A 12,472-nucleotide genomic window follows, 5' to 3' on the forward strand; every position below is an offset into this window, starting at 1 on the left:
TAAAATTCCTAAAATAATAGGGATAAATTGGAGGATAAAAATGGCAGGAACTTATGACGGTAAAAAGGTGCATGTAAATGTTGGAACTATTGGGCATGTTGACCATGGTAAAACTACATTAACATCGGCAATAACGGCTGTATCATCGGCTATGTTTCCAGATACGGTTCAAAAAGTAGCTTACGATTCGGTTGCTAAAGCTTCCGAAAGTCAAGGTAGAAGAGACCCTACGAAAATTTTAACAATAGCGACTTCGCATGTCGAATACGAATCTGATAACAGGCACTATGCCCATGTGGATTGTCCTGGACACGCAGACTATATTAAAAACATGATAACGGGTGCAGCTCAAATGGATGGAGCGATTTTAGTTGTTTCAGCGGAAGACGGAGTTATGCCTCAAACTAAAGAACATGTTCTTTTGTCAAGGCAAGTAGGCGTTAATTATATAGTTGTATTCTTAAATAAATGCGATAAATTGGACGACCCTGAAATGGCTGAAATAGTAGAAGCGGAAGTTGTGGATGTTTTAGACCATTACGGTTTTGATGGAAGTAAAACTCCTATTATTAGAGGAAGCGCAATTAAGGCAATTCAAGCTATAGAAGCTGGAAAAAATCCAAGAGAAGACGCGGATTGCAAATGTATAATAGACCTTTTAAACGCTTTAGATACTTATATTCCAGACCCTGTTAGAGAAGTTGATAAAGATTTCTTAATGTCAATAGAAGATGTTTATTCAATTCCTGGAAGAGGAACTGTTGTTACGGGCAGAATTGAAAGAGGTAAAATCACTAAAGGAGACGAAGTTGAAATAGTAGGTTTGAGAGATACTCAAAAAACTACTTGCACAGGCGTTGAGATGTTTAAGAAAGAGGTTGTGGGAATCGCTGGTTATAATGTCGGTTGTCTTTTAAGAGGTATTGAAAGAAAAGCCGTTGAAAGAGGACAGGTATTGGCTAAACCTGGAACTATAACGCCTCATAAGAAATTTGAAGCCGAAGTTTATATTCTTAAAAAAGAAGAAGGCGGAAGACATAGCGGTTTTGTAACAGGTTATAGACCGCAAATGTATTTTAGAACTACGGATGTTACGGGAGTAATAAATTTACCTGAAGGTTCTCAAATGATAATGCCAGGCGATAACGCTAATTTAACTATAGAGTTAATAAGTCAAATCGCTATGGAAGAGAAACAGAGATTCGCTATAAGAGAAGGCGGTAAAACCGTAGGTAACGGCGTTGTGACTAAAATTTTGGAGTAAAGGATTTAATTTAAGGGTATAAAATAAAATTATGCCCTTTATAATAAATGAGATTAAGCGAGTAATTCAAGCTATGAAAGAACAGAAAATACGAGTTAAACTAAAAGCCTTTGATATTGAGCTTATTGACCAATCGGCTCAATCGATAGTTGAAAGCGTTAAGAAGACAGGAGCGAGAGTGTCGGGACCTATACCTTTGCCTACAAGCATACGAAAGGTGACGGTTATAAGAAGCCCGCATGTTAATATTAAATCTAGAGAACAGTTTGAGATGCGTATCTATAAAAGGCTTATAGATATTTTTGAGGTAACTCCTCAAACCACTGAATCTCTAAAAAAATTAGCGCTTCCAGCTGGAGTTGATGTTCAGTTGAAATAAGCGTTTATTAAAGATAAAGCTTTACTACGATTTATCTGTAATAGTTTGATATTTAGAATATTTGAATATAAAAAAGTAGTAAAATCATTATAGAGGATTCGCCGATGGTAGGAATAATTGGCAAAAAATTGGGCATGACTACGGTTTTTGATGAAACGGGAAACGCTATAGCAGTAACGGTTGTAGAAGCCGGGCCATGCACGGTAATGCAGATAAGAGATAATGAGAAAGACGGTTATAGCGCTATTCAGTTGGGCTATGGCTCAATAAAAGAAAAGCATTTGAAAAAACCGCAAATAGGACAATTTAAAAAAATGAATTTAGAGCCTAAAAAATATTTGAAAGAATTTAGAATCGATAATACGAGTTCTTATTCCGTTGGACAAGAGCTTAAAGTCGATATATTTCAAGCGGGCGATTTTATAGATGTTAGTTCTTTAAGTAAAGGACGAGGTTTTGCGGGAGTTATGAAAAGGCATAATTATGACGGCGGACCTATGAGTCATGGCTCTAATTTTAGAAGAAGAGCGGGTTCTATAGGCTGCAATAGTTATCCTTCGAGAGTATGGAAGGGTAAAGGTATGCCGGGGCATATGGGAAATGCGCTAACCACTATACAGAATTTAAAAGTTATCGATATAAGAGCGGAAGATAATTTAATTATGATAAAAGGCGCTATACCAGGAGCTGTTAATAGCATAGTAAAATTAACTTCGGCGGTTAAAAAGATTAACAAAAAAAAGAATTCTATGGTATAATGGATATAATTAAGCAGGATAATAAAGATGGAAGTAGTAATACTAAATGAAAACGGAGATAATGCGGGCAATTTAGAAATTGTTGATGAGATTTTTAAATCTGAAGTCAATAATAATCTGCTTTATGAAGCTATAAAAAACGAGCTTGCAAATAAAAGGCAGGGAACTCATTCTACGAAAACTAGAGGAGAAGTTTCAGGAGGCGGTAAAAAGCCTTGGAGACAGAAAGGAACGGGAAGAGCGAGAGCGGGTTCTACAAGGTCGCCAGTATGGGTTGGAGGCGGAAAAGCGCATACTCCAAAACCGAGAGATTATAGTTATAGATTGCCTAAAAAAGTTAAAAGAAAAGCTTTGTTGTCGGTTTTATCTTTAAAATATGGCAATAATGTTCTTAAGGTTTTTGAAGATTTTACTTTTGACGCTCCGAAAACTAAAAGAATGGCAAGTTTTATAAGCAAGGTTAAAGAACCTAAAAGTAGGAAAGTTGCTTTTGTGGTTGGAAAAGACGAAGCTTTAGGAGATAATTATAATAAATTATTATTATCTTTGAGAAATATTAAGGATTTGAAACTTGTAAATGCCGATAGTATGGCTATTCATCCTTTATATTATGCCGATGAAGTGTATTTTACTAAAACGGCTTTGTCTAAATTAAACAATAGGATTAAGGGTTAAAAATTATGAGTATGTATTCGCTTTTAATTGAACCTATACTTACCGAAAAGAGTAATATTTTAAGAACCGAGCCAAAAGGAACGGAAAAGAGATATTATGTATTTAAAGTAAGGCAGGATGCTAATAAATCAGAATTAATGAAAGCGGTTGAAAAGATATTTAATGTGCATCCGCTTGATTGTAAGATAATAAATGTTAAGCCTAAAAAGAAAAATCGTAGAATGAGCAAGAGAGGATATACTCGAAGCTATAAGAAAGCGATAATAGTTCTTGATGGTAAAGAGAAAATAGATATAGTAAAATAATTGAGGAATAACGATGGCTATTAAGAAATTTAAACCGACAACTCCAAGTTTGCGTTATCGAACCGTAGTTGATTTTTCGGATATTACAACAAACGAGCCTTGTAAATCTTTGGTATATGGCAAAAAGCGTATAAGCGGACGCTCTTCAAACGGTCGTATAACAATGCGTCGAAGAGGTGGCGGACATAAAAAACTTTTTAGACTTATTGATTTTAGAAGAGATAAACATGATATAGAGGCTAAAGTAATTTCGGTAGAATACGACCCAAATAGAAGCGCTTATATATCTCTTTTAAACTATACGGACGGAGAGAAAAGATATATAATTTATCCTTTAGGTTTAAACATCGGAGATAAAGTTATAAGCGGAGAGAACGCTAAAGTAAGAGTAGGTTGCAGTTTGCCTTTAAGAAAAATTCCTTTGGGAACTATAATACATAATATAGAATTAACTCCTGGCAAAGGCGGACAGTTAGTTAGAGCGGCTGGAGGCGGAGCACAAATAACGGCTAAAAGCGGAGGTTATTGCGTAATAAGACTTCGCTCGGGAGAAGAGAGAAGAATATTAGAAAATTGTTACGCTACGATAGGACAGATTGGCAATTTAGACCATTTTAATATTACAGATGGAAAAGCGGGAACTACAAGGCATAAAGGCAGAAGACCTAAAGTTAGAGGAGTAGTGATGAATCCAGTTGACCATCCGCATGGAGGAGGCGAAGGCAAGAGCGGACAAGGTAATCCTCATCCAGTTTCTCCTACGGGCGTTCCTACTAAAGGATATAAAACAAGAAAGAAAAATAAATATTCGGATAGATTAATAATTAAGAAAAGAGGAGGTAAAAAATAATGTCTCGTTCCATTAAAAAAGGACCTTTTGTTGATAAAAATCTATTTAAGAAAATACAGGCTGGGGATAATAAGCATCAAATAAAAACTTATAGTAGAGCTTCGACTATTATTCCCGAAATGATAGGTTATACTATAAATGTGCATAACGGTAAAACTTTTGTAGCCGTTTATATACAAGAAAATATGATTGGGCATAAATTGGGCGAATTTGCTCCTACTAGAACATTTCGTTCTCATGCGGGCGCCTCTAAAGTTGCTAAAAAGTAAGGATTTAAGATTATGGATTATAATGTAAGAGTTCGTTATTTGCGTATAGGACGCAGAAAAATTGCAAGATTGCTTCCTTTTATAAAAGGAGAATATGTTAATCATGCGATAGCCAATTTGACGGTAATGCCTCAAATGTCTTCTATCGTTTTGAGAAAAGCGATTAAAAGCGGAATAGCAAATGCAATATTTCAATCGAGAAATATTAATCCCGATACTTTATGGGTTAAATCGGCTTTTGTGGATAAAGCGCCAATGCTTAAAAGAATAAGAGCGGCAAGTAGAGGAAGCGCCGACCCCATATTAAAGAGACTTTCGCATATTACTATAGTATTAAGCGATGATAAAAAACCTGAAAAGAAAAAAATAAAATCTGCGGCTAAAAAAGAAGAAAGCCCAAAAACGGCGGAGGTATAAAATGGGTCAAAAGGTTAGTCCTATAGGTTTAAGACTTGGAATAAATAAAACTTGGTCAAGTAGATGGTTTGAAGACAGTAGAAGTTACGCTGATAGTTTGCATGAAGATTTATCTATAAGACGATATATAATGAATTATTATTATAAAACTTTAAAAGAAGAGCATAAAAAAATTGGCGGCAAAAAAGACGCTTTTGACCCTGCGATATCCAATATAGAGATAGTTCGTTTTCCCGATAGAATAAATGTTTTTATAGCTACGGCAAGGGCGGGAATAGTTATAGGACCTAAAGGGCAGAGAGTCGAAATAGTTAAAAATGTTATACAGAAAATGGTAAAAAAGCCTGTTCAAGTTTCTATAAAGGAAATTAAAGACGCAGAATTAGATGCCACTTTAGCAGCTCAAAATGTAGCTCGTCAATTAGAAATGCGCGTAGCTTTTAGAAGAGCTATGAAAGGCGTTATAACTCAAGCAATGAAAAAAGGTGCTAAAGGTATTAAAGTCATGTGTTCGGGCAGATTGGCTGGAGCGGATATAGCAAGAACGGAACAATATAAAAACGGCTCAGTGCCTTTGCATACTTTAAGAGCGAATATAGATTATGGAACGGCTGAAGCTTCCACAACTTTCGGCATAATTGGAGTGAAAGTTTGGATATATAAAGGCGAAATTCTTGATAAAAGAGAACAGAAACAGGATGACGCAGGCGAAGTTATCAGTTCTAAAGGAGATAGATAATGTTACAACCTTCAAGAACGAAGTATAGAAAACAACATAGAGGCAGAATGAAAGGAAACTCTAAAAGAGGAAGTAATTTAACTTTTGGAGATTACGGTTTAATGGCTTTAGAGCCAGTATGGTTAACGGATAGACAGATTGAAGCGGCTCGTATAGCGATTTCAAGGCATGTAAAACGAGTCGGTAAAATGTGGATAAAAGTTTTTCCCGATAAACCTTATACTAAAAAACCAGCGGAAACAAGAATGGGAAAGGGCAAAGGAAATGTCGAATATTGGGTAGCCGTTGTAAAACCTGGAAAGGTTATATTTGAAATAGCGGGAGTTCCCGAAGAATTAGCTCAATCGGCTTTTAGATTGGCTGGATTTAAACTTCCAATAAAAACGAAGTTTATTAAGAGGGAGGCTATATAATGGCTAAAAATAAAGATTATAAGTCGTTAGGTTTGGAAGAACTTAAAAGCGAACTTTTAAAATTAGAGAAGGAATATCAAGAACATAGATTTGAAAAAGTTGTAGGCGATGCAAGACAAACTCATCAGCTAAAAAAATCTCGTAAGGATATAGCTAAAGTTAAAACTTTTATTCGCCAATATGAACTTGGTATTAAAAAATAGTAGAGGGTATTATTGTGGAAAGCAAAACAAAAAAATATAAAAGAGAGCTTGAAGGAATCGTAGTTTCTGATAAAATGGATAAAACGGTAGTTATCAAAGTTGAAATAAGGCAGAAACATCCTCTTTACGGCAAAACGATAAGCAAAAATAAACGCTATAAAGTTCATGATGAAAAGAACGAATGCGCCGAAGGAGATTTGATTAGAGTGATAGAATGCAGACCTATAAGCAAAGATAAAAAATTTAGATTGATAAAGATATTAAAGAAAGCCGAACGCGTGGAAAAAGATTCTATGGATAGCGAAGTAGAGAGCGTTCTAAAAAGAGAAAAGCATGCTCCAGAAATGAGTATGGCTCAAACGGTTGAAGGAGAGTAAATATGATACAAACGCCAACCACTCTTAATGTAGCCGATAATACCGGCGTAAAGAAATTAAAATGTATTAAAGTTTTGGGCGGAAGCAGACGCAGATACGCCACTTTGGGAGATATAATAGTTTGTTCCGTTACAGATATTATACCGACTTGTTCTATAGAAAAAGGAAAAGTTGTAAAAGCCGTTATAGTTAGAGTAAAAAAAGAAGTTAGAAGAAATGACGGTTCATACATACGATTTGACGAGAATGCGGCGGTTATAGTGGACGATAAAAAAGAACCAAGAGGCAAACGCATATTTGGTCCCGTAGCGCGAGAGTTGAGAGATAAAGGCTTTATGAAAATAGTATCGCTTGCTCCTGAAGTAATATAAATGGTATGTAGAGGTTAATTATAATGATAAAGAAATTGAATTTAAGCAATACAAAATATAGAGTTAAAAAAGGAGATACGGTTGAGGTTATAACGGGAGAGCATAGCGGAAAAAGAGGCGAAGTTCTTTCAATCGATAGAGCAGCGGGCAGAGTTCTTGTAAAAGATGTAAATATGATAAAAAAAACGATGCCTAAATCTCAAGAAAACCAAAAAGGCGGCATAGTGGAAAGAGAGGCTTCTATACATATATCAAATGTAATGGTAGTCGATAAATCTGGAAAAGCTTCAAGAATAGGTATGAAAAATGTAGATGGAAAATTAAAAAGATATTCCAAAAAATCGGGAGAGGTTCTTGATAAATAGAGGTAATAATTATGTCAGTATTAAAAGATAGATACGAAAAAGAAATTAAACAGTCTATGTTAAAAGATATGAATCTTAATTCTATTATGGCTGTTCCTAAAATAGAAAAGATAATTATCAATATGGGAATAAGCATGGCTGTTTCGGATAAAAAATATGTCGATTCCGCGGTTGAAGAACTTACTCAAATAGCGGGGCAGAGAGCGATTATTACGAGGGCAAAAAAATCCATAGCAAATTTTAAATTGCGACAGGGAATGCCGATTGGATGCAGAGTAACTTTAAGAGGCGAGAGAATGTATGATTTTTTAGAAAGACTCATATTTATAGCTTTGCCTAGAGTTAGAGACTTTCAAGGAATTCCAAGAAGAGGATTTGATGGAAACGGTAATTATAATTTGGGTATAAAAGAGCATATTATATTCCCAGAGATAAGTTTTGATAAAACGGATGCCGTAAAAGGCTTAAATATAACTATAGTAACCACCGCAGATAATGACGATATGGCAAGAGTTCTATTAGAAAGAGTAGGTTTGCCGTTTCGCGCTGCGCCTAAAAGTCAGGAGAATAAATAATGGCTAGATTAGCGCTTAAAGTTAAAGCTACAAAAAAACAAAAATATAAAACGAGACAATATAATCGTTGTCCTATATGCGGAAGACCGCGAGCTTATATAAGACAATATAAAATGTGCAGAATATGTTTTAGAGATTTAGCTAATAAAGGTTTAATTCCAGGCGTGACTAAATCGAGTTGGTAATTTTTGGAGTTAAGGAGATTATAAATGAGTGTGCATGACCCTATAGCGGACGCTTTAACCGTTATCAGAAACGGTTGCAGAGCTAAAAAAGAAAATGTGACTATACCGTTTTCTAAAAAAATGGAAAATATACTTGAAATTTTGAAGAAAGAAGGTTATATTAACGACTTTAATAAAGTTGAAGTAAAGAATAAGAATTTCTTTCGTATTGAAATAGACTTAAAATATTATGAAGGAAGTTCTGTAATAGAAGGAATACAAAGAGTATCAACGCCGGGACTTAGAGTTTATACTTCGGTAGATACAATACCTCAAGTAAAAAACGGTTTTGGAATATCCGTAATATCAACAAGCAAAGGAGTTATGACGGATAAACAGGCGAGAAAAGAAAATGTCGGCGGCGAAGTTTTATGCTATGTATGGTAATGAGAGGATATTATAATGAGTAGATTGGCAAATAAACCTATACAGATTCCAGCGGGAGTCGATGTTAAAATTAACGGACATAAAATAACCGTTAAAGGCAAAAGAGGGGAGTTGACAAAAGATTTTTTTGATTATATAATATTTGAACTTGAAGGCAACGCTCTTTGGATTAAACCTCCTAAAATTGAAAGCGATAATGAAAAAGCCATTAAAGAAAATAAGGCTAAATATTCCGCTCAATTAGGTTTGGTATGGAAACTTATATATAATATGATTGAAGGCGTTAATTCGGGTTATAAAAAGGTTTTGCAATTAGAAGGCACAGGATATCGTTCTAATGTTCAGGGTAATATTATAACTCTGCAATTAGGTTTTTCAAACGATGTTAAAATGAAAATACCCGAAGGCATAAAAGTTACTGTAGAAAAGGATACAAAAATTATTATAGAAGGAAACGATAAAGAACAAGTTGGGGAGCTTGCTATGAATATTAAAAAGAAAAGACCTGTCGAGCCTTATAAAGGAAAAGGCGTTAGATTTGAAGGCGAATATATAAAACATAAAGAAAGCAAAAAAGCCGCTAAATAAGGGAGAAATTATGGGTTTAAGAGAAAAGATTAAATCTCAAAGAGAAAGAAGAAAGAGAAGCATTCGCATAAAGATAGAGGGAACTGCAGAGCGTCCAAGACTTACGGTTTATAAGAGCCTTAAATATATATCGGCTCAAATCGTAGACGATAGCAAAGGCATAACATTAGCGTCCGCTTCTTCGCAAGAAAAAGATATTAAAAGCGGTAAAAATATAGATGTGGCAAAAGAAATAGGCAAAACTTTAGCTTCAAGGGCGAAAGATAAAAATATAAACGAAGTCGTATTTGACAGAAACGGATATATATATCATGGAAAAGTAAAATCTTTAGCCGATGGAGCTAGAGAAGCGGGATTAAAATTTTAAGGAGCGGATTTTTAATGAGCAATAATCATCATAACGAAGAAAAAAATATGTATGAAGAGCGTCTTATAACTCTTAACAGAGTCGCTAAAGTTATGAAAGGCGGAAGAAGATTTAGATTTGCCGCTTTGATGGTTTTGGGAGATAAAAAAGGACATGTAGGATTGGGATATGGTAAAGCTAACGAAGTTCCAGACGCTATTAGAAAAGCTATAGAACAGGCTAAAAAAAATATGATAGAAGTTAATTTGAAAGGCGAGACTATACCTCATAACACCGTTGGAATATTTAGAAGCAGTAGAATAATTATGAAACCAGCATCTAAAGGAACGGGAGTTATTTCAGGCGGTCCCGCTAGAGCGGTATTTGAATTGGTTGGAGTTAAAAATATACTTTCAAAATCTCTTGGAAATAATAACGCTATGAATTTGGCTAAAGCCGCTTTTGAAGGACTTAAATCTTTGAAAACCGTAGAGCAGATGGCTAATAAGAGAGGCGTTAGTATAGAACAAATTTATGGGAAGGTGGAATAAATGTCTAAAGTTATTATAAAATTAGTTAAATCTCCCATAGGGTATGAAAAATCTCAAAGAGATACAGTTGTAGCTTTGGGATTTAAAAAGAGAAGAAGAATAGTCGAGCATGAAGCCACTCCTCAAATAAAAGGAATGATAAATAAAATTTCGCATCTTCTTAAAGTGGAATATAAGTGAGGTTTGTATAAATGGCACAGGAAAATACAAAAATATTAAGCGCTCCAAAAGGCTCAAGCAAGAAAAAGCATAGGGTAGGACGCGGACAAGGTTCTGGTTGGGGATGCACGGCAGGAAGAGGAGATAAAGGCGCTCAATCTCGAGCTGGTTATAGCAGAAGAGCGGGTTTTGAAGGTGGACAGATGCCTTTGCATAGAAGAATTCCAAAAAGCGGTTTTAATAATTCGGCTTTTAAAAAGTCGGTAAATATTATTAATGTAGGCGAATTGGATTCTATAGGCTCTAATGAAATATCGCGAGAGACTTTATTAAAGTTGGGTTATTTATCTTCTAAAAGAGATTATATAAAACTTCTCTCTATGGGAGAGGTTAAAAACGCCGTTAATATTACCGTTGATATAGCAAGTAAAAAGGCTATAGAAAAGATTGAAAAATCGGGCGGTAAGGTTATAATAAACGAGCGTAAAAAATATGTTAGAGAGAAAAAAGATATTAAATCTTAATAGGGTAATTAAATGTTTAAATCATTAACTAATATATTTAGAGTGCAGGAATTAAGAGACAGAATTTTATATACTGTTATGGCTATTTTGGTTTATAGAATAGGAAGCCATATACCTACTCCTGGAATAGACCCGACTGCTCTTTTAGAATTTCTATCTTCAGCTCAAGGCGGAGGCGGACTCTTGACTATTATGGATTTATTTTCAGGCGGAGCTTTATTTAGATTTTCAATATTAGCTTTGGGAATTATGCCTTATATATCCGCTTCTATTATTATGCAACTTCTTGGAGTAGTTATTCCCGCTTTAGAGAGAATGCAAAAAGAAGGAGAAAGCGGAAGAAAGAAAATAAATCAATATGTTAGATATTTAGCTTTAGTTCTTTGTATAATACAATCGGCTGCTATGGCAAGTTGGATTCAGAGCATAAATGAAGGCGCTATGATATATATGAATCCTGGATTAGGTTTTGTTCTTATAGTTGTCGCTACCGCTACCGCTGGAACTATGTTTTTAATGTGGCTTGGAGACCAAATTACAGAAAGAGGACTTGGAAACGGAATTTCGGTTATAATATTTGCTGGAATTGTCGCTCGTATTCCCGCTGGCGTTTACGATATGATTCAGAAAAAAGATAGCGAATATTTGAATTCTTTAGTTATAGTTCTTTTCTTTATAATATTTGCCATAGTTATTTTTTGCGTAGTTTATGAAGAAAGCGGACAGAGAAGGATTCCTGTTCAATACGCTAAAAGAGTGGTTGGAAGAAAGGTTTTTGGCGCTCAATCAACTCATATACCTTTTAAGATTAATCCATCTGGAGTTATACCTATAATATTTGCTTCGGCGTTAATGGCAATTCCCGCTCAAATAGCGAGTTTGACTAGAGGAATTCAATGGAGATGGCTTGATGCTTTGCTTAGATTTTTCTCTTATGGAAGTTGGGCTTATATAATTTTGTATTGTTTGCTCGTTATAATGTTCGCTTATGTATATACTTCGGTGCAATTTAATCCAGACGATATAGCGGAAAATTTGAAAAAGCAAGGCGGTTTTATACCGGGTTATAGACCTGGAACTCAAACGGCAGAATATCTTAAAACGGTATTGGGAAGAATAACTATAGGAGGCTCTATATTTTTAGCTGCTATAGCGGTATTTCCTGACCTTATGTCGAAGATTCCGATATTTGCTCCTTTTAAGGGAAGTAATAATTCATTGGTTTATTTAATGGGCGGAACTTCCGTAATGATTAGCGTAAGCGTTGCTGTTGAGTTATTAAAACAAATTGAGTCATATTTGCAAATGCATAATTATGACGGAATATTAAAAAAATCTAAAGTGCGAAGGTAAATTATGGCTGAAAAAGAAACTATTGAAGTTGAGGGAATTGTAGTAGAGCCTTTGCCAAACGCTACTTTTAGAGTTGAGCTTGAAAACGGGCATAAAATATTGGCTCATATATCTGGGAAAATGCGTATGAATTTTATTCGTATTCTTCCAGGCGATAAGGTGACTATAGAGATGTCTCCCTATGATTTAACAAAGGGAAGAATAATTTATCGTTATAAGTAAATAAACGGAGAATAATTATAATGAAAGTAAAAAGTTCGATAAAAAAACGATGTAATGATTGCCAAATTGTTAAGAGAAAAGGCATTATTAGAGTTATATGTAAAAAAAATCCAAGACATAAACAAAAACAAAAATAATTTTTAAGGAAGTTTTTAATA

Annotated in this window: 25 protein-coding genes; all 25 read left to right on the forward strand. The window is 34.8% G+C overall.

The window, feature by feature from the left end; translation table 11 throughout:
* Window positions 1-40 precede the first annotated feature (40 nt).
* The 25 genes from tuf (at window position 41) to rpmJ (ending at window position 12,451) form a co-directional block, all read left to right on the forward strand.
* Window positions 41-1,264 (forward strand): elongation factor Tu, encoded by a 1,224-nt coding sequence (tuf, locus tag EPJ79_RS10095; RefSeq protein ID WP_021959178.1) that lies wholly within the window; start codon window positions 41-43, stop codon window positions 1,262-1,264.
* A gap of 73 nt (window positions 1,265-1,337) precedes the next feature.
* Window positions 1,338-1,643: a 30S ribosomal protein S10 gene (gene rpsJ / locus EPJ79_RS10100; protein WP_147526484.1), complete on the forward strand. Its 306-nt coding sequence runs from the start codon at window positions 1,338-1,340 to the stop codon at window positions 1,641-1,643.
* Between the two features lie 104 nt (window positions 1,644-1,747).
* Window positions 1,748-2,401 carry a 50S ribosomal protein L3 gene (gene rplC, locus EPJ79_RS10105; protein ID WP_021959176.1) on the forward strand — a complete coding sequence of 218 codons (654 nt, stop codon included), beginning with the start codon at window positions 1,748-1,750 and terminating at the stop codon, window positions 2,399-2,401.
* 27 nt (window positions 2,402-2,428) lie between these two features.
* Complete coding sequence (gene rplD / locus EPJ79_RS10110; protein WP_147739403.1) at window positions 2,429-3,076, forward strand: 50S ribosomal protein L4; 648 nt, start codon at window positions 2,429-2,431, stop codon at window positions 3,074-3,076.
* Between the two features lie 11 nt (window positions 3,077-3,087).
* Window positions 3,088-3,381 carry a 50S ribosomal protein L23 gene (gene rplW, locus EPJ79_RS10115; protein ID WP_199748808.1) on the forward strand — a complete coding sequence of 98 codons (294 nt, stop codon included), beginning with the start codon at window positions 3,088-3,090 and terminating at the stop codon, window positions 3,379-3,381.
* A 13-nt stretch (window positions 3,382-3,394) separates the two neighbouring features.
* A complete protein-coding gene (gene rplB / locus EPJ79_RS10120; protein ID WP_147739404.1) occupies window positions 3,395-4,231 on the forward strand; it encodes a 50S ribosomal protein L2 in 837 nt (278 codons plus the stop codon).
* Entirely contained in the window at window positions 4,231-4,500 is a 270-nt protein-coding gene (rpsS, locus tag EPJ79_RS10125; RefSeq protein WP_021959172.1) for a 30S ribosomal protein S19, read from the forward strand. Before rplB ends, rpsS begins: the two co-directional genes overlap by 1 nt.
* A gap of 12 nt (window positions 4,501-4,512) precedes the next feature.
* The gene (gene rplV, locus EPJ79_RS10130; protein ID WP_147531346.1) at window positions 4,513-4,917 is read left to right on the forward strand and encodes a 50S ribosomal protein L22; all 405 of its coding nucleotides are present in this window, start codon (window positions 4,513-4,515) and stop codon (window positions 4,915-4,917) included.
* 1 nt (window position 4,918) lies between these two features.
* The gene (gene rpsC, locus EPJ79_RS10135) at window positions 4,919-5,656 is read left to right on the forward strand and encodes a 30S ribosomal protein S3 (RefSeq protein WP_021959170.1); all 738 of its coding nucleotides are present in this window, start codon (window positions 4,919-4,921) and stop codon (window positions 5,654-5,656) included.
* Complete coding sequence (rplP, locus tag EPJ79_RS10140) at window positions 5,656-6,069, forward strand: 50S ribosomal protein L16 (protein WP_021959169.1); 414 nt, start codon at window positions 5,656-5,658, stop codon at window positions 6,067-6,069. The genes rpsC and rplP overlap by 1 nt, the downstream gene beginning before the upstream one ends.
* Window positions 6,069-6,272: a 50S ribosomal protein L29 gene (gene rpmC / locus EPJ79_RS10145; protein ID WP_021959168.1), complete on the forward strand. Its 204-nt coding sequence runs from the start codon at window positions 6,069-6,071 to the stop codon at window positions 6,270-6,272. Before rplP ends, rpmC begins: the two co-directional genes overlap by 1 nt.
* A 14-nt stretch (window positions 6,273-6,286) precedes the next feature.
* A complete protein-coding gene (gene rpsQ, locus EPJ79_RS10150; protein ID WP_147739405.1) occupies window positions 6,287-6,649 on the forward strand; it encodes a 30S ribosomal protein S17 in 363 nt (120 codons plus the stop codon).
* 2 nt (window positions 6,650-6,651) lie between these two features.
* The gene (gene rplN / locus EPJ79_RS10155) at window positions 6,652-7,020 is read left to right on the forward strand and encodes a 50S ribosomal protein L14 (RefSeq protein ID WP_137999275.1); all 369 of its coding nucleotides are present in this window, start codon (window positions 6,652-6,654) and stop codon (window positions 7,018-7,020) included.
* A 23-nt stretch (window positions 7,021-7,043) separates the two neighbouring features.
* On the forward strand, window positions 7,044-7,385 hold the full coding sequence (rplX, locus tag EPJ79_RS10160; RefSeq protein WP_147739406.1) for a 50S ribosomal protein L24: 342 nt from the start codon (window positions 7,044-7,046) through the stop codon (window positions 7,383-7,385).
* A gap of 11 nt (window positions 7,386-7,396) precedes the next feature.
* Window positions 7,397-7,960, forward strand: coding sequence for a 50S ribosomal protein L5 (gene rplE / locus EPJ79_RS10165; RefSeq protein ID WP_021959164.1), 564 nt, complete (start codon window positions 7,397-7,399; stop codon window positions 7,958-7,960).
* Window positions 7,960-8,145, forward strand: coding sequence for a type Z 30S ribosomal protein S14 (locus EPJ79_RS10170; RefSeq protein WP_008723403.1), 186 nt, complete (start codon window positions 7,960-7,962; stop codon window positions 8,143-8,145). The genes rplE and EPJ79_RS10170 overlap by 1 nt, the downstream gene beginning before the upstream one ends.
* Window positions 8,146-8,169: 24 nt before the next feature.
* Window positions 8,170-8,571: a 30S ribosomal protein S8 gene (gene rpsH / locus EPJ79_RS10175; protein ID WP_021959163.1), complete on the forward strand. Its 402-nt coding sequence runs from the start codon at window positions 8,170-8,172 to the stop codon at window positions 8,569-8,571.
* Between the two features lie 15 nt (window positions 8,572-8,586).
* The gene (gene rplF / locus EPJ79_RS10180; protein ID WP_147739407.1) at window positions 8,587-9,159 is read left to right on the forward strand and encodes a 50S ribosomal protein L6; all 573 of its coding nucleotides are present in this window, start codon (window positions 8,587-8,589) and stop codon (window positions 9,157-9,159) included.
* 10 nt (window positions 9,160-9,169) lie between these two features.
* On the forward strand, window positions 9,170-9,526 hold the full coding sequence (gene rplR / locus EPJ79_RS10185; RefSeq protein WP_147526179.1) for a 50S ribosomal protein L18: 357 nt from the start codon (window positions 9,170-9,172) through the stop codon (window positions 9,524-9,526).
* 47 nt (window positions 9,527-9,573) lie between these two features.
* On the forward strand, window positions 9,574-10,056 hold the full coding sequence (gene rpsE / locus EPJ79_RS10190; protein WP_147739629.1) for a 30S ribosomal protein S5: 483 nt from the start codon (window positions 9,574-9,576) through the stop codon (window positions 10,054-10,056).
* Window positions 10,057-10,236 (forward strand): 50S ribosomal protein L30, encoded by a 180-nt coding sequence (gene rpmD, locus EPJ79_RS10195; protein WP_021959159.1) that lies wholly within the window; start codon window positions 10,057-10,059, stop codon window positions 10,234-10,236.
* Window positions 10,237-10,247: 11 nt separating this feature from the next.
* Window positions 10,248-10,739: a 50S ribosomal protein L15 gene (gene rplO, locus EPJ79_RS10200; RefSeq protein ID WP_147526178.1), complete on the forward strand. Its 492-nt coding sequence runs from the start codon at window positions 10,248-10,250 to the stop codon at window positions 10,737-10,739.
* A gap of 12 nt (window positions 10,740-10,751) precedes the next feature.
* Entirely contained in the window at window positions 10,752-12,092 is a 1,341-nt protein-coding gene (secY, locus tag EPJ79_RS10205) for a preprotein translocase subunit SecY (protein WP_147718760.1), read from the forward strand.
* Window positions 12,093-12,095: 3 nt separating this feature from the next.
* Complete coding sequence (gene infA / locus EPJ79_RS10210) at window positions 12,096-12,314, forward strand: translation initiation factor IF-1 (RefSeq protein WP_021959156.1); 219 nt, start codon at window positions 12,096-12,098, stop codon at window positions 12,312-12,314.
* A 20-nt stretch (window positions 12,315-12,334) separates the two neighbouring features.
* On the forward strand, window positions 12,335-12,451 hold the full coding sequence (gene rpmJ / locus EPJ79_RS10215) for a 50S ribosomal protein L36 (protein ID WP_021959155.1): 117 nt from the start codon (window positions 12,335-12,337) through the stop codon (window positions 12,449-12,451).
* Window positions 12,452-12,472: the final 21 nt, after the last annotated feature.

The organism is Brachyspira aalborgi, from assembly GCF_008016455.1.
GTDB lineage: Bacteria > Spirochaetota > Brachyspiria > Brachyspirales > Brachyspiraceae > Brachyspira > Brachyspira aalborgi.